Genomic DNA, 18,697 nt, shown 5'->3' with positions numbered 1-18,697 from the left:
AGACCTTACAGGGGTTTGAAACCGCTGGACTGGATGATCTTTTCCCAAGCCTGCGTGTACGTACGCACGCGGCCCGCGAACTGGCCCTGCGGCTCGTAGCCCACCGTCAGGCCCATCGTCGTGAGCTTCTGCTTCACGTCGGGCATGGCCAGCACCTTCTGCAGCGCGTCGCCGTACTTGTCGATGATCGGCTGGGGCGTGCCCACCGGCGCGAAGATGCCGTAGTAGGGCAGGTCGTCCAGGTTCGAGAAGCCCAGCTCGCTGAAGGTCGGCACGTTCGGAATCACCGCCTGGCGCTTGGCACCGATGGACGCCACGATGCGAACCTTGCCCGCCTTGTGGTTCTCGATGAAGTCCGGCACCGAGGCGATGCCCGCGGTGATCTGGTTGCCCAGCATGTCGGCCGTCATGGGGGCGCTGCCGCGGTAGGGGGCGGGCTGCACGTCGATCTTGTACTTGTCCGAGATCATCTTGACCAGGAACTCGGGGATCGAGGCCGGCGCCGGGATGCCGATGGTTTCCTTGCCGCCCTTCTGGGTGCGGACCCACTTCACGTACTCGTCGAGGCTCTTGGCCGGCGTGCCGCCCGAGACGGCCAGCACGTTGGCGAAGGTGGCGAAGCCGGCCACGGGCACGAAGTCGGTGGCGGGGTTGAAGCCGGGGTTCTTCACCACCTGCGGGAGGATCGAGATGGTGTGGTCGTGCGACAGGAACAGCGTGTGGCCGTCGGCCGGGGAAGACTTCAGCACCGTCGCGGCGATCTGGCCGCCCGCGCCCGCGCGGTTCTCGACCACCACCGGCACGCCCAGCACGTCCTTGAGCTTTTCGCCCAGAGTGCGTGCGATCGCGTCGCTGCCGGCGCCGGCGGGAAAGCCCACCAGCAGGCGCACGGGCGTGCCGCTTTGCGCCTGCGCAAGGCTGCAAAGCCCGGCTGCGGCCATGAAGAGACCCACGCTGATCGCCCGGCGCACCGGTTGAACGCGCATTGAAAAAACCATGATCGACTCCATTCGAGAGAGAGAAATGCCTACGGGCGGGAGATGGGGAATCCTGTGCAATACCCGTGCCCAGGGCACCGGACGGACCGGCAACCTTGAATCGTGCCCGAACAGCCCTATTTTGGATGCAGGAATATCACCATGCGACAAGACAAACTCACCACCAAATTTCAGGAAGCGCTGGGCGACGCACAGTCGCTGGCGCTGGGCAACGACAACGCCTACATCGAGCCGGCCCACCTGCTGCTCGCGATGCTGCGCCAGGACGACGGCCCGCGCGCCCTGCTGGAGCGTGCAGGTGTCAACGTCCCCGGCCTGACGCAGGCGGCCGAAGCCGCCATCAAGAAGCTGCCTCAGGTGCAGGGCCACGACATCGTGCAGGTCGGCCCCGAGCTCGGCAAACTGCTGCAGGCCACCGAGAAGGAAGCCATCAAGCGCAATGACCAGTTCATCGCCGGCGAACTCTTCCTGCTGGCGCTGGCCGACAGCAAGGCCGACGTAGGCAAGATCGCGAAGGAAAACGGCCTGAGCCGCAAGTCGCTCGAGGCCGCCATCGACGCCGTGCGCGGCGGCCAGGGCGTGAACAGCGCCGACGCCGAAGGCCAGCGCGAAGCCCTCAAGAAATACACCCTCGACCTCACCGAGCGCGCCCGGCTGGGCAAGCTCGACCCGGTCATCGGCCGCGACGAGGAAATCCGCCGCGCCATCCAGGTGCTGCAGCGCCGCACCAAGAACAACCCCGTGCTCATCGGCGAACCCGGCGTGGGCAAGACCGCCATCGTCGAAGGCCTGGCGCAGCGCATCGTCTCGGGCGAAGTGCCCGACTCGCTCAAGGGCAAAAGGGTGTTGTCGCTCGACATGGCTGCGCTGCTGGCCGGCGCCAAGTTCCGCGGCGAGTTCGAGGAACGGCTGAAGACCGTCCTGAACGAACTCGCGAAGGACGAGGGCCAGACCATCGTCTTCATCGACGAGCTTCACACCATGGTCGGCGCCGGCAAGGCCGAGGGCGCCATGGACGCGGGCAACATGCTCAAGCCGGCGCTCGCGCGCGGCGAGCTGCACTGCGTGGGCGCCACCACGCTCGACGAGTACCGCAAGTACATCGAGAAGGACGCAGCGCTGGAGCGCCGCTTCCAGAAGATCATCGTGGGCGAGCCCAGCGTGGAGGCGACCATCGCCATCCTGCGCGGCCTGCAGGAGAAGTACGAGGTGCACCACGGCGTGCAGATCACCGACCCGGCCATCGTGGCCGCGGCCGAATTGAGCGACCGCTACATCACCGACCGCTTCCTGCCCGACAAGGCCATCGACCTGATCGACGAGGCCGCGGCCAAGATCAAGATCGAGATGGACTCCAAGCCCGAGGTCATGGACCGGCTCGACCGCCGCCTGATCCAGCTGCAGATCGAGCGCGAAGCCGTGCGCCGCGAGAAGGACGAGGCCTCGCAGAAGCGCCTGGGCCTGATCGAGGACGAGATCGAGAAGCTGCAGAAGGAGATCGCCGACTACGACGAGATCTGGCAGGCCGAGAAGGCCCAGGCCCAGGGCAGCGCGCAGGTGCGCGAGGACGTGGACAAGATCAAGTTCCAGATCGAGGAATGGAAGCGCAAGGGCGACTTCAACAAGGTCGCCGAGCTCCAGTACGGCCAGCTGCCGGCGCTCGAGAAGCGCCTGAAGGAGGCCGAGGCCAGCGAGGCGAACAAGGGCAAGTCGAGTGCGCCCACGCTGCTGCGCACCCAGGTCGGCGCCGAAGAGATCGCCGAAGTGGTGGCGCGCGCCACCGGCATCCCGGTCGCCAAGCTGATGCAGGGCGAGCGCGACAAGCTGCTCGTGATGGAAGACAAGCTGCACGAGCGCGTGGTCGGCCAGGACGAGGCCATCGGCGCGGTCGCCAACGCGATCCGCCGCTCGCGCTCGGGGCTGTCCGATCCGAACCGCCCGACCGGCTCGTTCCTGTTCCTCGGCCCCACGGGCGTGGGCAAGACCGAGCTGTGCAAGGCGCTCGCGGGCTTCCTGTTCGACAGCGAAGACCACCTGATCCGCATCGACATGAGCGAGTTCATGGAGAAGCATTCGGTCGCCCGCCTCATTGGCGCGCCGCCGGGCTACGTGGGCTACGAGGAGGGCGGCTACCTCACGGAAGCCGTGCGCCGCAAGCCCTACAGCGTGGTGCTGCTCGACGAGGTCGAGAAGGCCCACCCCGACGTGTTCAACGTGCTGCTGCAGGTGCTCGACGATGGCCGCCTCACCGACGGCCAGGGCCGCACCGTGGACTTCAAGAACACCGTGATCGTGATGACGAGCAACATCGGCTCGCCCATCATCCAGGCCATGGTGGGCAAGCCCTCGGACGAGATCAAGGAAGCGGTGTGGGACGAGCTGAAGAACTACTTCCGTCCCGAGTTCCTGAACCGCATCGACGAGACGGTCGTGTTCCACGCGCTCGACGCGAAGAACATCGAATCGATCGCCGCGATCCAGCTGAAGGTGCTGCAGGCGCGGCTCGCGAAGATGGACCTGGGCCTGGAGGTTTCTCCGGCGGCGCTGGCGGAGATCGCCAAGGTCGGCTTCGATCCGGTGTTCGGCGCGCGGCCGCTGAAGCGCGCGATCCAGCAGCGCATCGAGAACCCGCTGTCGAAGTTGCTGCTGGATGGAAGCTTCGGGCCGAAGGACACGATCGAGGTCACGACCGACCCGATCCTGTCGCCGGGGCAGTTCTCCTTCCGCAAGGCGGGGGAACCAACGGCGGCCGCTTCGGCCTAAAGTCGGATGATGAACTTCGTAATACGCGTCATTCTTCTGCTCCTGGGGCTGGTCTTCGCGGCCAGCCTGGCCGTCGCGGTCATGCTGCTGGCGGCCGTCTGGGGCGTTCGCTACGCCTGGGGGCGCCTCACGGGCAAGCCCGTGACGCCCTGGATGGCTTCCATGGGCGGGCGCTTCAACCCCCGCTCGGGCTTCGACCGTTTTCGCAATGCGGCAAAGGCGGCTGAACCGACCGCCGCCGACGTTGCCAACGCGCGGGCACGCGGCGAATCGGTGGAGCGCCCGGTGCGCATTCGCGGCAGCGCCAGCGACGTGACCGACGTTTCGCCGAAATCGGTCTCTCCGCGCGGCTGACAGCGGGCTGGCAGCGCCGCTCGCCGGCTATTCCAGGCGCGACAGCCGGTCGCGCCGTTCGCCGTCAAAATCGTCTCCTGGAGCCGCGGCTCGCCAGCCGCGGCTTTCTGCTTTCATCCAGGAGAGACATTCCATGACTTCGCGCGACATCTTCGTGGTCGGCACCGCCCGCACCGCCATTGGCACCTTCGGCGGCTCGCTGAAGGACGTGCCCAACACCCAGCTTGCCACCACCGCCGTCAAGGCCGCCATCGAGCGCAGCGGCGTCGTGGCCGATGCCATCGGCCACGTGGTCATAGGCAACGTGATCCCCACCGACGTCAAGGACGCCTACCTGAGCCGCGTGGCGGCCATCGACGCGGGCTGCCCCATCGAGACGCCGGCCTTCAACGTGAATCGCCTCTGCGGCTCGGGCCTGCAGGCCATCGTGTCGGCGGCGCAGGCCATCGCGCTGGGCGACTGCGACATCGCCATCGGCGGCGGTTCGGAGTCGATGAGCCGCGGGCCGTACTTCGACACCTCGGCACGCTACGGCGCGCGCATGGGCGATGCGGTGCTGGTCGACTACATGCTCGGCATCCTCCACGACCCGTGGGAGAAGATCCACATGGGCATCACCGCCGAGAACGTGGCCGCGCGCTACGGCATCACGCGCGAGCAGCAGGACGAGCTGGCGGTGCTGAGCCAGCAGCGTGCGGCGGCCGCCATCGCGGCGGGCCGCTTCAAGGAGCAGATCGTTCCGGTCGAGGTCAAGACGCGCAAGGGCGTCGTGCTCTTCGACACCGACGAGCACGTGCGCGCCGACACCACCGTCGAGACGCTGTCGAAGATGAAGCCCGCATTCAAGAAGGACGGCCTCGTCACCGCCGGCAATGCCTCCGGCATCAACGACGGCGCGGCCGCCGTGGTTCTGGCCGAGGGCGGCCGCGTGAAGGCGATGGGGCTCAAGCCGCTGGCGCGCCTGGTGGGCTACGCGCATGCCGGCGTCGAGCCCGCGTACATGGGCATCGGCCCGGTGCCCGCCACGCGCAAGGTGCTGGAGCGCACTGGCCTGAAGGTGGGCGACCTCGACGTGATCGAGTCGAACGAAGCCTTCGCGGCGCAGGCCTGCGCGGTCATCAAGGAGCTGGGCTTCGATCCGGCCAAGGTGAACCCGAACGGCTCGGGCATTTCGCTGGGCCATCCGGTGGGCGCGACGGGCGCGATCATCACGACCAAGGCGATCGCCGAACTGCAACGCGTGCAGGGGCGCTATGCGCTGGTCACGATGTGCATCGGCGGCGGGCAGGGCATCGCCGCGATCTTCGAGCGGGTCTGAACGCATGCTCCGTCCGGCTGTCCTGATCGACCCCGACGAGGTCGACTTCAGCGCCATCCGGGCGCAGGGCGCGGGCGGGCAGAACGTCAACAAGGTGTCGAGCGCGGTGCACCTGCGCTACGACATCCATGCGAGCTCGCTGCCGGCCGACGTGAAGGAGAGGCTGCTCGCGCTGCGCGACAGCCGCATCACGCAGGAAGGCGTGTTCGTGCTCAAGGCGCAGCAGCACCGCACCCAGGAGATGAACCGCGCCGACGCGCTCGCGCGGCTGCAGGCGGTGGTCGACAGCGTGGCCGTCGCGCCGCGCGTGCGGCGCGCGACCAAGCCCACTTACGGTTCGAAGCAGCGCCGGCTCGAAGGCAAGAGCCAGCGCTCGCAGATCAAGAGCCTGCGCGGGCCGGTTCGGGACTGAGCGTTCCCCCGCCGCCGCGCAGCCGGCGGATCTGCAGTCCGACGCCGACCAGATACAGCACGAGCAGCACGCCGGTGATCGCCTTGAGTTCCGGCGCATCGGCATTCGGCAGCAGCGGGGCGCCCAGCGGCAGCCGCGTGAGCGTTTCGGTGAAGGCCGGAATCCAGTGGAACAGGAAGCTCGCCGAGAACGCGACGGCCTCGATGTAGCGCGCCCACTTGCCGAACAACACGCCCCGCCCGGCGAGTGCGCCCACCGCCAGCGCAGCCAGCGTGATGATGCCCAGCGCGTGCGGCTTGCCGAAGCCGCCGTGCTGGAAGATGCCGAAGCCCGTGAGGCAGGTGAGCACGGTGGTCCACACGAAGAGCCGTCCGAGGCCGGTGCGCATGGTGATCTCCTTGTAGCGGAACAGGGCCAGCAGCCCTGCGACGACGGCGATCAGGCTGATCGCCGTATGAACCGTCCCCAGGGACGTGAGTCCCAGCCATCCTGTCGGTGCCATGCGGATCTCCTCGTGTCGTGGTGCGGCATTCTGGCGCTTTGCAACAAATTTGCGCAATCTGGGACGAATTGAGTGCAAAAGGCCCTGCTCCACGGGGTTGAAACGTCTGCCGATCACAATCGCACTCATGAGAAGGCCCTTATCGCGCGCCGTGCTGGCCGCGTTCCTGCTGGCTCCGGCCGCGGCGCTCCTGAGCGGATGCGGCCCCGGAGCGGCAGCGAAACCAGACGCAAGCACCGCCGCAGCCCCCGAGCTCAAGTGGGAAGAACTGATCCCGAAGAGCTGGGACCCCACCAAGCGCTACCGCAACATCAGCCTCGAAGCCCTGCGCGACAACGACCCCCGCGCCATCCAGATGCTCGACGAGATGCGAGCGGTCTGGGACAACGCCCCCGTCAACGTCGCGCTCGACGGCAAGCCCGCCAAGCTCGCAGGTTTCGTCGTTCCGCTGGACAACACGCAGGACGGCATCCGCGAATTCCTGCTCGTGCCGTACTTCGGCGCTTGCATCCACACGCCGCCGCCGCCGGCCAACCAGATCGTGCACGTGGTCGCGGCCTCGGTCGTGAAAGGCCTGCACGCGATGGACACGGTGTACGTCAGCGGCACGATGAAGGCGGCGCGTTATTCGTCGGAAGACATGGGCGTGAGCGGCTACGAGATCAAGTCGGCCGCGGTCGAGCGCTTCGTGCCGAAGCAGCCGCAGTGAACGACGGTGCTCAGCCGCCCATTCGCTGCGACAGGAAATCCAGGAACGACGTGATGCGCGCCGACAGCTGCGTGTTGCGGTAGTACACGGCGTTCACCGGCTGGCGCACGTCCGCAGTCTCCTTCGCCAGCACCTGCACCAGCGCGCCGTTGGCGCGGTCGGTGCCGGTCATGAAGTCCGACAGGCAGACGATGCCCACGCCCGCCAGCGCGAGCTGGCGCAGCGTTTCGCCGCTCGATGCCACCAGCGTGGGCGCGATGTTCCATTCGTCGCCATGCACGCCGCGCAGCGGCCAGCGGTTCAGCGACTCGGGCTGGGTGAAGCCCAGCAGCGCGTGTTCGGCCAGGTCGGCCACCTTGCGCGGCTTGCCGTGCGCCTCGAGGTACGCGGGGCTCGCGAGCACGCGCAGCCGGTGCGTGCCGAGCGGTCGCGCATGCAGGGTGGAGTCGCGCAGCGGGCCGATGCGGATCGCCACGTCGGTGCGGCGCTCCAGCAGGTCGATGGGCAGGTCGTCGGTGTCGAGCTCCAGGCTGATCTGCGGATAGAGCCGGCGGAACTCCGGCACCAGCGGCACGATGGCGTGCAGCATGAACGGCGAGGCCGCGTTCACGCGCAGGCGGCCGGCGGGCTGCTCGCGGCGCGCGGCCATGTGTTCCTCGGCGTCGTCGATGGCATCGAGGATCGCGCGCGTGCGCTGCAGGAAGGCCGCGCCTTCCTCCGTGAGTTCGAGCCTGCGCGTGGTGCGGCGAAGCAAGGTGGTGTCGAGCTTCTGCTCGAGCCGGCTCAGCGCGCGGCTGATGCCCGAGACGGTCTGAGAGAGCTGCTCCGACGCGGCCGTGATCGAGCCGGTGTCCACCACCGTGCGGAACGCGACGAGCTCTTCGATGGTGGTCTTCATGGGCGATGGCGCCTCAGGCGGCGGCTTCCTGCTGCGCGGGCACTTCGACGCGCGGCATCAGCGCCGCGAGCGCCTCGCCGTCGGTGCGGTAGCTGAAGAGCATCGGCCCCGGCGCCAGCAGCCCGGCGCTTTCGAGCACCTGCATCGCGGGCAGCTTCATGCCGCTCAGGTGAAGGCGGATGCCCTTGGATTCCATCATCCGGCGGATCGAGCCGAACACTTCGGCGCCGGTGATGTCGATGCGGTTGATCGGCTGCGCAAACAGGCACACGTCGGTGAGGTGGGGCCGCTCGGCCAGGGCCACCGTGAGCGCGCGTTCGAGCGTGGAGGCGGAGGCGAAGTCGAGCTCGGCGTCCATGCGCAGCGCATAGAGGTTCGGTGCCAGCGGTGGCAGCTTCCAGAGGTTGCGGTCGCGCAGGCTGCCGTCGGGATGCAGGCCCACCTCGATGATGCGCGGGTGCAGGTGCCGGTACATGTAGTGCGCCAGGGCGGCCAGCAGGCCGCCGAGCACGCCCCAGTAGATGCTTGGCGCGGTCGCGATGGTCAGCGCGAAGGTGCCGAAGGCGATGCCCGCCTCGATGCGCGAGATGCGCCACAGCGCGGTGAAGCTCGCCGGCTTCACCAGCCCCAGGATGGCCGTGACCACCACCGCCGCCAGCACCGCCTGCGGCACGTGATAGAGCAGCGGCATCAGCCACAGCAGCGCGCCCGCCACCACGACCACGCTGAAGAGCGTCGCCCAGCCGGTCTGCGCGCCTGCATAGAGCGTGATGGCCGAGCGCGAGAACGACGAACTCGTGGGAAAGGCGCCCGTGAAGCCCGAGGCCAGCTTGGCCAGGCCCTGGCCGATCAGGTCCTGGTTTTCGTTCCAGAGCGTGCCGGCGCGCGCGTTGTCGACCTTGGCGCTCGAAGCCGTTTCGAGAAAGCTCACCAGCGTGATCATCAGCGCCGGCAGCACCAGCGCGCTGAAGGTGCTCAGCGGCAGCAGGCCGGGCCAGTAGAACGAGGGCAGCCCGGAGGGCAGCGTGCCCACCACCGCGCCGCCGCGCAGCGCGTAGTCGGCCAGCCAGCTGATGGCGGCTGCGCCGGCCACCAGCGCCATGGTCGTCGGAAAGCGCGGCAGCAGGCGCTTGCCCAGCCACAGCACCGCGATGCTGCCCAGGCCGAAGGCGATGGCCACCAGGTCGGGCAGCGGTCCGCCCTTCAGCACCTGCGGAATGGTCCGTCCCGTGAAGCCCAGTAGCGCCGGCAGCTGCGAGATGGCGATCAGCACCGCCGCGCCCTGCGTGAAGCCGATGAGCACCGGCGAATTCACCAGCCGCAGCAGCCAGCCGAAGCGCCCCGCGCCCAGCACGATCTGGATTGCGCCCGACATCAGCGTGAGCCACACCGCCATCGCCACCCACTCGGCGCTGCCCGCCACCGCCAGCGGCGCGAGCGAGGCACCGACCAGCAGGCTGGTGAGTGCCGTCGGCCCCACCGACAGCCGCTGCGACGAGCTGAACATCACCGCGACCAGCGCCGGGAACAGCGCTGCGTAGATCCCAGTGACCAGTGGCATGCCCGCCAGCGCCGCGTAGGCCACGCCCTGCGGAATCACCATCAGCGCCACGGTGATGCCGGCCATCGCCTCGTTGCGCAGCAGCGCGGCGGAAGGGCGGGGCCACGCGAGGCACGGAACCCAGCGCGAAAGGCGCTGGCGCAGGGAAGGAGAGGGGGCAGCCGGGGTCATGGAAGTTTGCGGGCGCACGGAAGAAAACTGCAGGCACATGCGCGGTGCGCCGCGCGAAAGCGATGCGGAATGTGTAGCCGGGTCAGATCAAGGAAGTTGCGTTCTTGAGCACGTAGTCGCAGGCCTTTTCCTTGACCTTCGACGACAGGCCCTTGAGGTTCAGCGACTTGCCGTCGCCGCCCTGCAGCAGGCCCTTGGCGCCGCTGGCGAAGCCGGTCTCCTGCTTCTTCTGCCCGGTGATCTTGGCGAGCAGCTTGTCCTTCACCGAGGCCGCGTCGCCGCCCAGGTAGTTGTTCTTCACGCAGTACTGCAGCACGCCGGCCGCGTTGCCCATGGTGCTGGTGCCGACGGCGGGCATCTTGAAGCCCAGGCTGCTGCCCAGGTTGCCGAGCGCCGATCCGCCCGCGTTGCCGGTGCCGCCCTGCGAGTTGGCGCTGGCGGCTTCGCCGGCCTTTTCCTTCAATTGGTCGAGCAGGTTGTTGGCCTGCGCCGAGGCGCCTGCGGCGAGCAGCGCCAGGGCGATGAGGGTTGAACGGGCGTGCATGTCGTCCTCCTGTCGGTACGCGTGGTGGAAAGCGGCCACCAGCATAACGGAGACGCCGGGGGCGAGGCCCCGGCCGCAGTCGCCCTTGCGCCTGTGTTTACTTCGAACGTGGAGGGCGCTTTTCGAGCAGCGGCGCGCTGGTGCCCTGCACGCCGACCAGGCCGAGCACCGTCACCAGCGAGTTCTGCGCGCCCTTCCAGCCGTCGGTCACGTCGATCCACTCCGACAGCGCATGGAAGCCGCCGGTCTTGCCGCCGCCGCCGATGATGATGGCCGGGATGCCCAGCGACATCGGCACGTTGGCGTCGGTGCTCGCGCCGGTCAGCAGCGTCTTGTGGCCGAAGGCCGCGTTCGAGCGCGTGGCGGCCTCGACGATCACCGTGTCCGACTGCGTGCGGCCGCCCGGACGGTCGCCGATGAGCTTGGTGCTCACGCTCAGCGTGTTGACGTTCCAGCGCTTGTTTTCCTCGGCCACGGCTTCGTCGATGGCCGCGAGAATCTTCTTTTCGGTCTCCAGCAGCGGCGCCATGTCGTCGGAGCGGATGTCGACCGCCATGCGCGCATCCGGCGCGATGGTGTTCACCGAGGTGCCGCCGCCGACCGTGCCGACCGTGAACGTCGTCTTGGGGAAGCTCGGCGTGCGGATGTCGGCGATCTTCGCGATGGCGCGGCCCATGCCGTGGATGGCGCTCGGCACCTGGCCGAAGGCGCCGTAGCTGTGGCCGCCGGGGCCCTTGAAGCTCACCTCGTAGCGGTGGCTGCCCGTACCCAGCATCAGCACGGTGCCGTCGGGTGCGGGCTCCAGGCCGACCATGCCGTCGATGTCGAGGTTGTCGCGAAAGATCGCCTTGATGCCGCGCAGGTTGCCGAGCTCTTCCTCGCCCACGTTGCCCACGAAGAGCAGGTCGCCCACCGTCTGGATCTTGTTGTCGTTCAGCACCTTGAGCCACGACAGCAGCACCGCGAGGCCGCGCGTGTCGTCGGAGATGCCGGGCGCGTAGAGCTTGCCGTCGCGCTCCTTCACCTTCACGTCGGTGCCGGCAGGGAACACGGTGTCGAGATGGGCCGAGATCAGCAGCTTGGGCCCGTTGCCCGTGCCCTTGCGCAGGCCGACCACGTTGCCTTCGGCGTCGATCTTCGCGTCGGCCAGGCCCAGCGCCTTCATGCGCGCGAGGAAGGCTTCGGCGCGCTTCTGCTCCTTGAAGGGCGGGGCTTCGATCTCGGTGAGCATCTTCAGGTCTTCGACCGAGCGGTCGTGATCGGCCTTGACCGCGTCCAGCAGCTTCTGGATGGCGGGCGAGGCCATCAGCTGGGTATAGGCCTTGTCCACTTCGGGCCGCACCTGCGCGGGCGGGGCCGCGACGCTGCCGCCCTGGGCGTGCGCGAAGCCGGCGGCGGCCGAGGCCAGGGCGAGGCCAAGGACGCGGATGAGGGGGGCGAGGCGAAGTGCGGCGGAACGAGGTGACGCGGTGTGGGGCATGGTGTGGAGGTGTCCTGGTTTTTTTGAAGCGGGCCGGATCGAGATCGGCGCCGCCGGTGCAGCGCCGTCGTCAGCGATTCTTATGGCTGTGTTAGGCGCGCGCTCTGGTTTAATCTTCCGCGTTGTCAGTTTTTCTAACGAAGCCCTCATGCGCCGCCACATTCCGAGCACCCGAGCGCTGCTGATCTTCGACGCGGTGGCCCGCCACCACGGCGTCGGCAAGGCCGCCGAGGAGCTGTGCCTCACGCACAGCGCGGTGAGCCAGCAGCTGCGGCTGCTGGAGGAGCAGATCGGCGTGCGGCTGGTGCAGCGCACCGCGCGCGGCACCGAGCTCACCGAGGCCGGGCAGCGCTATCACGGGCAGATCTCCGGTGACCTGCTGCGGCTGCAGAACCACACGCTCGAAGCCATGGCGCAGCGCACCGACGGCCTGCGCCTGCTGGTGGGGGCGGTGCCGGTGCTGGCCGAGGGCTGGCTCACGCCGAGGCTGCCCGAGTTCGTCTCCCGCAATCCGGGCTGCAGCCTGCACCTGCAGGTATTCCCTACGCATCTCTACATGGAGGACCAGCCCTTCGACGTGGGCGTGCAGTACGACGACGCCGTATGGCCGGGCGCGAATGCCCAGCCGCTGATGGGCGAGTCCTGCGTCGCGGTGTGTTCCCCCCAGGCGAAGGGGCGCGCGGCCATGGCGCGGGGAGATTTCCGCGCGGCGCAGCTGCTGCAGCTTCGCACGCGCATGGGGGCGTGGGAGGAGTGGTTCGGGCAGGTGGCGAACCTGCGCGCCCCGGACAACCTCGTGGCGGGGCACCGCTTCGACCTGTTCTCGTCGCTGGTCGCGGCGGTTCGCGCCGACCTTGGCGTGGGGCTGGTGCCCGACTATTTCGTGGAGCGCGAACTGCGTTCGGGCGAGCTGGTGCTGGCCTGCCCGCACCGTGCGCCCTCGAGCCGGGGCTACAGCGTGTTCGTGGCGCCGAGCCGTACCGACGACCCACTGGTCGGCGCCTTCGTGGCATGGCTGCGCGCGGCGGCGGCGCCTCCGCTGCAGGCGGTGGCCGCCTAGGCGCGCCTGAAAAGCAGCACCGAGTTCGTGCCGCCGAAGGCGAAGGAGTTGCTGATGGCGGCTTCGAGCGACGGTGCCGCCGTATCGTCCTGCGTCACCAGGTCGAGCCTGCATTCCGGATCGATCTCGCGGCAGTTCGCGTTGGGCGGCAGCTGCCGCTGCTGCAGCGCCATCACCGTGACGATCGCCTCGATGGCGCCCGCCGCGCCCAGCATGTGGCCATGCAGCGCCTTGGTGGAGCTCACGCGCAGCGTGTCGAGATCGTCGCCCCACACGTCGGCCAGCGCGTTGCGCTCGACCACGTCGCCGATGCGCGTGGCCGTGCCATGCGCGTTGCAGTAGCCCACGTCGCGCGGCTGCAGGCCTGCCAGGCGCAGGGCGGCGCGCAGCGCGCGGGCCTGGCCCGGCGCGTCGGGCTTGGTGAGATGGGTGGCATCGCTGCTCAGTCCCCAGCCGGCCAGCGTGGCGTGGCTGCGGGCGCCGCGCGCGCGTGCGCGCTCGGCCGATTCGAGAACGAGGAAGGCCGCGCCTTCGCCCAGCGCGAAGCCGCTGCGGTCGGTGGCGAAGGGCTTCACAGCGGTGGCCGCTTCGCCCGGCTGGAAGCCGGCCAGCGTCTGCATCGCCTGCCATGCCACCACCACGCCCGGCACGATCAGCGCCTCGCTGCCGCCGGCGATGGCGATGTCGACCTCGCCGCGCTGCACGGCCTTGGCCGCCTCGGCGATCGCGACCGAGGACGATGCGCAGGCGACCGAGTAGGTGAGCACCGGGCCCTTCACGCCCTGGCGCATCGCCACGTGGGCGGCCGGTGCGTTGGGCATGAAGGCTGGAATGGTGAGCGGAGACACGCGGCCGTTGCCGCGATAGGCCGCCTCGAGCGCCGCGGCGCCGCCCATGCCGCAGCCCGAGAAGACGCCGACGCGCTCCGGGTCCGCATCGGATACGGCCAGGCCCGCGTCGCGCATCGCCAGGTCGGCGGCGGCCACGGCCAGCTGGCTCACGCGGTCGACGCCGGCGAGCTGCAGCTTGGTGAACCAGCGGGTCTCGTCGAAGGCGACGGTGGCCGCCGCTGCCGGTTTGGGTAGTTCAGGGAAAACGGGCTGTATGGCCGACCGGCCCTGCAGCAGGGCCTGGAAGAGGGCGCCGGGCTCGTCGCCGTGCGGCGCCACGACGCCCAGCCCGGTGACGGCGACTTCGTGGTTCACGACGCCGACGCGGCTTTCTCGGCCCTGACCTTGTCGACCAGCACGGAGAGTTCGGCCAGGGTGTCGATGCTCGCGTCCTCGTCGGGCATGGTGATGCCGAAGTGGTCTTCGATGGCGAACAGAAACTCGGCGAGGGCCAGCGAATCGAGTCCGCCGGTCTCACGCATGGAGGCGTGAGGGTCGAGCTTCGACGGTTCGATGCCGTACTTCTCGTGGATCAGGTCCTGCAATTCCTTCAGCGAACTCATCGTGCAATGCCTGTCGTCGTGTGCCGCCGATCGATCGCCGCCCTGTGCGGTCCTTGAGTCAATCGATCCCTTCCTCGTCGGCCAGTGGTGAGTGGTCAGTGTTTACGGATGATATCCGCTCCCACGCGAGGGGAATCCCTGCGTTCCCGCCCGCCCGGGCGCCAGCGCATCGAGGGCAGTGCGAACGCCATGCCCAGCAGCGCGCCGGCCGCCACGTCGAGCGCCACGTGCTGCTTGACCGCCAGCGTCGAATAGGCGATGGCGGCGAACCAGACCCAGTTCAGCCAGCGCCAGAAGGCCGGCGTGCGCGCCTCGCGCAGCACGTCCTCGATGCGGATGGCGGTGAAGATGGCCACTGCCACGTGCATCGACGGGCAGGCGTTGCCCGCCGCGTCCACGCCCTGCAGCATCGCGAAGCCCGGGTAGCCGGAGACGTCGATGGCCAAGGGAGGTATCTGGGTCGGCCAGAAATAGAAGATGCCCAGGCCTGTGATGCAAAGCCCGCCGATCCACAGCCCGTAGACCACCAGCTCGCGGAAGGTCAGCTGCAGCCCCGGCGCGATGCCCACGTACACCCACAGCGAGAGGTACGGGCCCAGCAGGTAGGGCTGGAAGGGCAGCAGGTGGTCCAGCGGCGTCAGCGGCATCACCTCGATCGGAAAGACCGGGTTGCGCAGCAGGTGGAAGTAGCCGATGAAGAAAAGCCACGTGAAGACCGTGGTGCCGACCGCCTTCAGCAGGAAGTGGCGGCGCACGCGCAGCCAGATGTCGGCGGTCCACGTGGGCGGCCTGGCGACGGGGGCTGCGTTCAGGGAGATCGGAGAGTGCATGGTGTTGTCGGCCGCCGATCTTGCCAGAGCGCCGCGAAGCGCCCGCCGGTGCTTCGCCGCGTCAGGCGGGCGCGGCCCGCTTGCGGTGCTGGAACGAGGTGGGCGAGCGGCCGGTGGCGGCCTTGAACATCGCGCAGAAGGCGCTGTCGGTGGCGTAGCCGCTGGCGGCAGCCACCTGGCTCACCGCCATGCCGCGTGCCAGCAGCGGCAGCGCATGCGCCATCACGGCCTGCTGGCGCCACTGCTGCCAGCTCATGCCGAGCTGGTCGCGAAACAGGCGCGCCACCGTGCGCTCGCTGGCGCCGATGGCCGCCGCGCGCTCGGCCAGCGTGGCGCGGTCGGCCGGGTTGCGCAGCAGCGTCTCGCAGAGCTGGCGCAAGCGCTTGTCGGTGGGCAGCGGCACGTCGATGCGGATCTGCGTGGCGCGCTCCAGCTCGTCGACCAGCAGCGGCGCGATCATCCGTTCGCGCTGCGGCGCGTGCGCATCGGCCGGCGGCAGGCCGTCGGGCGTGGTGTCGAGCGCCAGCATCAGCGCGCGCAGCAGCGGGCTGATCTCGAGCACCTCGCATTTCTCCCAGGAGGGCGCGATCCAGGCGTGCAGGTAGATGGTGCGCAGCTCGGCGTCTTCGATCAGCGTGATGCTGTGCGGCATGTTGGCCGGCACCCAGAGCGCGCGCGAGGGCGGCACGATGTAGCTGCCGTCCTGCGTGCTCAGGCGGATCACGCCGCGCGTGGAGAAGGTGAGCTGCGGCCACGGGTGCTCGTGCAGCTCGACCAGCGTGTCGGCGCTCAGGAAGTGCTCCTTGGCGCGCAGCGGCCGCACAGCGTCGGGTGCGAACAGGTGCGGCGTGAGGGAGGCGACGCTGTTGATCGGGGTGGGCCCGCGCAGCCTGGCGGCGGACGCGGCGCTCCTGGAGGTGGGTGAGGCGGCGCTTGGCATAGTTTCGACAAATGTTGTCGCTGTATCGCCATTCTGCCGCGTCCCCGACGCATAGCATCGACGCCTGCCCCGATTTTTTTGTAGCAATCCATGTCTTCCAACTCGCCCACGAGCGCCGCTCCCGCCGCTTCTCCTTCCTCCAACACCCTGGGCAGCGATGCCAAGCTGATCGGCCTGGTCGGCCTGGCCCACGCGGTCAGCCACTTCAGCCAGCTCATCCTGGCGCCGCTGTTCCCTTGGCTGAAGGACGCGTTCAACGTGAGCTATGTCGAGCTGGGCGCGGTGCTGACGGTGTTCTTCGTGGTCTCGTGCATCGTGCAGGCGGCTTCGGGCTTCATCGTCGACAAGCTGGGGCCGCGGCCGGTGCTGTTTGTGGGGCTCGGGGCACTGGGGCTGGCGGCTTTCGGTTATGCCCTGGCGCAGAGCTACTGGATGCTGCTGCTGTGCGCGGTGGTCGGCGGCATCGGCAACGGCGTGTTCCACCCGGTGGACTACACGCTGTTCAACCGCAAGGTCGCGCCCACGCGCCTGGGCCATGCCTACAGCGTGCACGGCATCACCGGCAGCCTGGGCTGGGCGCTCGCGCCGGCCTTCGTGGTGCCGATCGCCATTGCCTTCTCGTGGCGCGTGGCGCTGGCATCGGCCGGTGCGGTGGCCTTGCTGGTGCTGCTGGTGCTGTGGATCTACCGCAGCGTGCTGTCGCTCGACGCGGCGGCCGTTCACAAGGCGACGGGGCAGGGCGAGAGCGCGCCCGCCGGCGGCGAGTTCGACTTCCTGCGCATCCCGGCCGTGTGGATGTGCTTCGGTTTCTTCTTCTTCTATGCCGTGGTGATCAGCGTGGTGCAGACCTTCGCGCCCGTGGCCGCGGGGCATCTGCACGCGGTGCCGGTGGCGCTGGTGGCCGTGTGCCTCACCGTCTACATGGTGGCGAGCGCCGCGGGCATGGTGGTGGGCGGCTTCCTTGCTTCCGACCCGTCGCGCTGCGAGCGCATCGTGGGCGTGGGCTTTGGCCTGGCCGCCGCGCTGGCGTTGATGCTGGCCTTTGCCGACTTCCCGCCGATCTTCGTGCCGGTGCTCTTCGGCGCGATGGGCTTCGTCTCCGGCGTCGCCGGGCCTTCGCGTGACCTGCTGGTGAAGAAGTCGACGCCGCCCAATGCGACCGGCCGCGTCTACGGCGTGGTCTACGCCGGCCTCGACATCGGGCAGGCCGTGGCACCGCTGGTGTTCGGTCGGCTCATGGACCACGGGCAGTACACGAGCGTGATCGTGGGGCTGGCGCTGGTGCAGGGCGTGCTGATCGCCAGCGCGTTCAACGTGCGGCGCGTGCGGCGCACGGCGCTGGTGGTGCCGGCCTCCGCCTGAGTCTGCGCGCCGCGCGGCCTAAGTGCCGCCGATATCATCGACCGCATGCAAGCCTTGTATGTCTATGTGGTCGCCGGCGCCGTGCTGGCGGGTTTCGTGCAGGGCCTGTCGGGCTTTGCGTTCGGCCTGGTGGCGATGTCTGTCTGGGCCTGGACGCTGGAGCCCCAGCTTGCCGCCGTGCTCGCACTGTTCGGGGCGCTGACGGGGCAGGTGATTGCCGCTGTCACCGTGCGGCGCTCGTTCGACAAAAGCGTTCTCTGGCCCTTCCTGCTTGGCGGTCTGGTGGGCGTGCCATTCGGCGTCTGGTTGCTGCCGCATCTGGACCTTGTCGTCTTCAAGCTTTGTCTTGGCGTGCTGCTGGTGCTGTGGTGTCCGGCGATGCTGATGTCGCAGCATCTGCCGAAGGTGGCTTTCGGCGGGCGCGTGGCCGATGGGGTGGCGGGTGCGATCGGTGGTGCGATGGCCGGTATCGGCGGGTTCTCGGGGACCATTCCTACGCTGTGGTGCACGTTGCGCGGGTTTCAGCGGGATACGCAGCGGGCGGTGATCCAGAACTTCAATCTGTCGATGTTGCTGGTGGCGTTCGGGATTCACGTTTTCAGCGGGAATATCGGGCGGTCTGTCGTGCCTTTGCTGGGGGTGGTGGCGCTGGCGGTGGCTGTGCCTGTGTTGCTGGGGGCTCGGCTTTATATCGGGATCAGTGAGGTTGCGTTTCGGAAGATTGTGTTGGGGTTGTTGACTGGTTCCGGGGTTGCTCTGTTGGCTTCTGCTGTGCCGGCTTTGTTGGCTCGTAGCTGAGCGATTCTTTCCCGGGGCCGGGACTCGCCCCGGCAGGCGACCTACTTTTCTTTGCTTCGCTGTATGGACCGGGGACCTCGGAAACAGGTGTGCGCGGACATAGGAAACACTTTCTGGGTCGAGATGACCGAGGAAGTGCCCCATGCCCTGGCAACCGAGAGACCTGATGGACACCAAGCGAGAATTCGTGGAACTGGCTTTGCAGGAGGGAGCGAACCGGCGCGAGTTGTGCCGACGCTTCGGCATCAGCCCCAAGACCGGCTATTCGTTGCTCAAGCGCCACGCGCTGCAAGGCATGGCGCAAGCATGCACGCCGCGCAGCACGCGGCCGCTGAACTCGCCTACGCGCAGCACCGATGCGCTGGAGCAGGCCGTGGTCCAACTGCGGCGCGAGCACCCCAGCTGGGGTGGGCGCAAGATCGCCCGCCGGCTGGCCGACCAGGGCCTGGGCGAGGTTCCTGCGCCCAGCACCGTCACCAACATCCTGCATCGCCACGGGCTGATCGCTGCGGAGTCCAGCCAGGCAAGCGAACACTGGTGCCGC

General features: G+C 68.6%; 19 protein-coding genes. 9 read left to right on the top strand and 10 right to left on the bottom strand.

From position 1 onward, the window contains the following. Positions 1-5: 5 nt before the first annotated feature. Positions 6-986, bottom strand: a complete 981-nt coding sequence (locus FHT32_RS23200) for a Bug family tripartite tricarboxylate transporter substrate binding protein (protein WP_176666971.1) — start codon at positions 984-986, stop codon at positions 6-8. A 153-nt stretch (positions 987-1,139) separates the two neighbouring features. On the opposite strand from FHT32_RS23200, the gene clpB reads away from it, so the two are divergent. From clpB to arfB, 4 genes are all read left to right on the top strand, one after another. Continuing rightward, complete coding sequence (clpB, locus tag FHT32_RS23195; RefSeq protein WP_176666970.1) at positions 1,140-3,761, top strand: ATP-dependent chaperone ClpB; 2,622 nt, start codon at positions 1,140-1,142, stop codon at positions 3,759-3,761. A gap of 9 nt (positions 3,762-3,770) precedes the next feature. Continuing rightward, a complete protein-coding gene (locus FHT32_RS23190) occupies positions 3,771-4,115 on the top strand; it encodes a hypothetical protein (RefSeq protein WP_256099130.1) in 345 nt (114 codons plus the stop codon). Positions 4,116-4,248: 133 nt separating this feature from the next. Beyond that, a complete protein-coding gene (locus FHT32_RS23185) occupies positions 4,249-5,433 on the top strand; it encodes an acetyl-CoA C-acyltransferase family protein (protein WP_176666968.1) in 1,185 nt (394 codons plus the stop codon). A 4-nt stretch (positions 5,434-5,437) separates the two neighbouring features. Continuing rightward, positions 5,438-5,845: an alternative ribosome rescue aminoacyl-tRNA hydrolase ArfB gene (gene arfB / locus FHT32_RS23180; protein WP_176666967.1), complete on the top strand. Its 408-nt coding sequence runs from the start codon at positions 5,438-5,440 to the stop codon at positions 5,843-5,845. Here the strand turns inward: arfB and FHT32_RS23175 are convergent. Then, entirely contained in the window at positions 5,814-6,347 is a 534-nt protein-coding gene (locus FHT32_RS23175) for a hypothetical protein (RefSeq protein ID WP_176666966.1), read from the bottom strand. The genes arfB and FHT32_RS23175 overlap by 32 nt on opposite strands. Positions 6,348-6,474: 127 nt before the next feature. On the opposite strand from FHT32_RS23175, the gene FHT32_RS23170 reads away from it, so the two are divergent. Continuing rightward, positions 6,475-7,056 (top strand): DUF3299 domain-containing protein, encoded by a 582-nt coding sequence (locus FHT32_RS23170; RefSeq protein WP_176666965.1) that lies wholly within the window; start codon positions 6,475-6,477, stop codon positions 7,054-7,056. A 10-nt stretch (positions 7,057-7,066) separates the two neighbouring features. Here FHT32_RS23170 and FHT32_RS23165 read toward each other — a convergent pair whose 3' ends face one another. The 4 genes from FHT32_RS23165 to FHT32_RS23150 form a co-directional block, all read right to left on the bottom strand. Next, a complete protein-coding gene (locus tag FHT32_RS23165; protein WP_176666964.1) occupies positions 7,067-7,954 on the bottom strand; it encodes a LysR substrate-binding domain-containing protein in 888 nt (295 codons plus the stop codon). Positions 7,955-7,967: 13 nt separating this feature from the next. Further along, positions 7,968-9,686, bottom strand: a complete 1,719-nt coding sequence (locus FHT32_RS23160) for a SulP family inorganic anion transporter (protein WP_176666963.1) — start codon at positions 9,684-9,686, stop codon at positions 7,968-7,970. An 82-nt stretch (positions 9,687-9,768) separates the two neighbouring features. Next, a complete protein-coding gene (locus tag FHT32_RS23155) occupies positions 9,769-10,230 on the bottom strand; it encodes a DUF2501 domain-containing protein (protein ID WP_176666962.1) in 462 nt (153 codons plus the stop codon). Between the two features lie 97 nt (positions 10,231-10,327). Continuing rightward, entirely contained in the window at positions 10,328-11,710 is a 1,383-nt protein-coding gene (locus tag FHT32_RS23150) for a M20/M25/M40 family metallo-hydrolase (RefSeq protein ID WP_176666961.1), read from the bottom strand. Positions 11,711-11,858: 148 nt separating this feature from the next. On the opposite strand from FHT32_RS23150, the gene FHT32_RS23145 reads away from it, so the two are divergent. Next, on the top strand, positions 11,859-12,770 hold the full coding sequence (locus FHT32_RS23145; protein WP_176666960.1) for a LysR substrate-binding domain-containing protein: 912 nt from the start codon (positions 11,859-11,861) through the stop codon (positions 12,768-12,770). Here FHT32_RS23145 and FHT32_RS35475 read toward each other — a convergent pair. From FHT32_RS35475 to FHT32_RS23125, 4 genes are all read right to left on the bottom strand, one after another. Further along, the gene (locus FHT32_RS35475) at positions 12,767-13,975 is read right to left on the bottom strand and encodes a beta-ketoacyl-[acyl-carrier-protein] synthase family protein (protein WP_176666959.1); all 1,209 of its coding nucleotides are present in this window, start codon (positions 13,973-13,975) and stop codon (positions 12,767-12,769) included. The genes FHT32_RS23145 and FHT32_RS35475 overlap by 4 nt on opposite strands. Further along, positions 13,972-14,223, bottom strand: a complete 252-nt coding sequence (locus FHT32_RS23135) for an acyl carrier protein (protein ID WP_176666958.1) — start codon at positions 14,221-14,223, stop codon at positions 13,972-13,974. Before FHT32_RS23135 ends, FHT32_RS35475 begins: the two co-directional genes overlap by 4 nt. 95 nt (positions 14,224-14,318) lie before the next feature. Continuing rightward, the gene (locus tag FHT32_RS23130; RefSeq protein ID WP_176666957.1) at positions 14,319-15,053 is read right to left on the bottom strand and encodes a phosphatase PAP2 family protein; all 735 of its coding nucleotides are present in this window, start codon (positions 15,051-15,053) and stop codon (positions 14,319-14,321) included. 61 nt (positions 15,054-15,114) lie between these two features. Further along, positions 15,115-15,993 carry a helix-turn-helix domain-containing protein gene (locus FHT32_RS23125; protein WP_176666956.1) on the bottom strand — a complete coding sequence of 293 codons (879 nt, stop codon included), beginning with the start codon at positions 15,991-15,993 and terminating at the stop codon, positions 15,115-15,117. A 90-nt stretch (positions 15,994-16,083) separates the two neighbouring features. Here FHT32_RS23125 and FHT32_RS23120 point away from each other — a divergent pair, with 90 nt between their 5' ends. From FHT32_RS23120 to FHT32_RS23110, 3 genes are all read left to right on the top strand, one after another. Beyond that, positions 16,084-17,355, top strand: coding sequence for an MFS transporter (locus tag FHT32_RS23120; protein WP_176666955.1), 1,272 nt, complete (start codon positions 16,084-16,086; stop codon positions 17,353-17,355). A 45-nt stretch (positions 17,356-17,400) separates the two neighbouring features. After that, a complete protein-coding gene (locus FHT32_RS23115) occupies positions 17,401-18,153 on the top strand; it encodes a sulfite exporter TauE/SafE family protein (RefSeq protein WP_176666954.1) in 753 nt (250 codons plus the stop codon). 142 nt (positions 18,154-18,295) lie between these two features. Then, a partial coding sequence (locus FHT32_RS23110; protein ID WP_176666953.1) for a helix-turn-helix domain-containing protein occupies positions 18,296-18,697 on the top strand: 402 nt, incomplete at its 3' end.

The sequence above is a fragment of the Variovorax sp. SG517 genome (assembly GCF_013376045.1).
Lineage (GTDB): Bacteria > Pseudomonadota > Gammaproteobacteria > Burkholderiales > Burkholderiaceae_C > Variovorax.
This window is presented reverse-complemented; position numbering and strand designations above follow the sequence as displayed.

Excerpts from the sequence above, each read along its gene's own strand:
- FHT32_RS23145 (WP_176666960.1), top strand. The coding sequence starts at position 11,859 with ATGCGCCGCCACATTCCGAGCACCCGAGCGCTGCTGATCTTCGACGCG.
- FHT32_RS23150 (WP_176666961.1), bottom strand. The coding sequence starts at position 11,710 with ATGCCCCACACCGCGTCACCTCGTTCCGCCGCACTTCGCCTCGCCCCC.
- FHT32_RS23175 (WP_176666966.1), bottom strand. The coding sequence starts at position 6,347 with ATGGCACCGACAGGATGGCTGGGACTCACGTCCCTGGGGACGGTTCAT.
- FHT32_RS23130 (WP_176666957.1), bottom strand. The coding sequence starts at position 15,053 with ATGCACTCTCCGATCTCCCTGAACGCAGCCCCCGTCGCCAGGCCGCCC.
- FHT32_RS23200 (WP_176666971.1), bottom strand. The coding sequence starts at position 986 with ATGCGCGTTCAACCGGTGCGCCGGGCGATCAGCGTGGGTCTCTTCATG.
- FHT32_RS23120 (WP_176666955.1), top strand. The coding sequence starts at position 16,084 with ATGTCTTCCAACTCGCCCACGAGCGCCGCTCCCGCCGCTTCTCCTTCC.
- FHT32_RS23155 (WP_176666962.1), bottom strand. The coding sequence starts at position 10,230 with ATGCACGCCCGTTCAACCCTCATCGCCCTGGCGCTGCTCGCCGCAGGC.
- FHT32_RS23125 (WP_176666956.1), bottom strand. The coding sequence starts at position 15,993 with ATGCCAAGCGCCGCCTCACCCACCTCCAGGAGCGCCGCGTCCGCCGCC.
- FHT32_RS23160 (WP_176666963.1), bottom strand. The coding sequence starts at position 9,686 with ATGACCCCGGCTGCCCCCTCTCCTTCCCTGCGCCAGCGCCTTTCGCGC.
- FHT32_RS23190 (WP_256099130.1), top strand. The coding sequence starts at position 3,771 with ATGAACTTCGTAATACGCGTCATTCTTCTGCTCCTGGGGCTGGTCTTC.
- FHT32_RS23115 (WP_176666954.1), top strand. The coding sequence starts at position 17,401 with ATGCAAGCCTTGTATGTCTATGTGGTCGCCGGCGCCGTGCTGGCGGGT.
- clpB (WP_176666970.1), top strand. The coding sequence starts at position 1,140 with ATGCGACAAGACAAACTCACCACCAAATTTCAGGAAGCGCTGGGCGAC.
- FHT32_RS23165 (WP_176666964.1), bottom strand. The coding sequence starts at position 7,954 with ATGAAGACCACCATCGAAGAGCTCGTCGCGTTCCGCACGGTGGTGGAC.
- arfB (WP_176666967.1), top strand. The coding sequence starts at position 5,438 with ATGCTCCGTCCGGCTGTCCTGATCGACCCCGACGAGGTCGACTTCAGC.
- FHT32_RS23135 (WP_176666958.1), bottom strand. The coding sequence starts at position 14,223 with ATGAGTTCGCTGAAGGAATTGCAGGACCTGATCCACGAGAAGTACGGC.
- FHT32_RS23185 (WP_176666968.1), top strand. The coding sequence starts at position 4,249 with ATGACTTCGCGCGACATCTTCGTGGTCGGCACCGCCCGCACCGCCATT.
- FHT32_RS23170 (WP_176666965.1), top strand. The coding sequence starts at position 6,475 with ATGAGAAGGCCCTTATCGCGCGCCGTGCTGGCCGCGTTCCTGCTGGCT.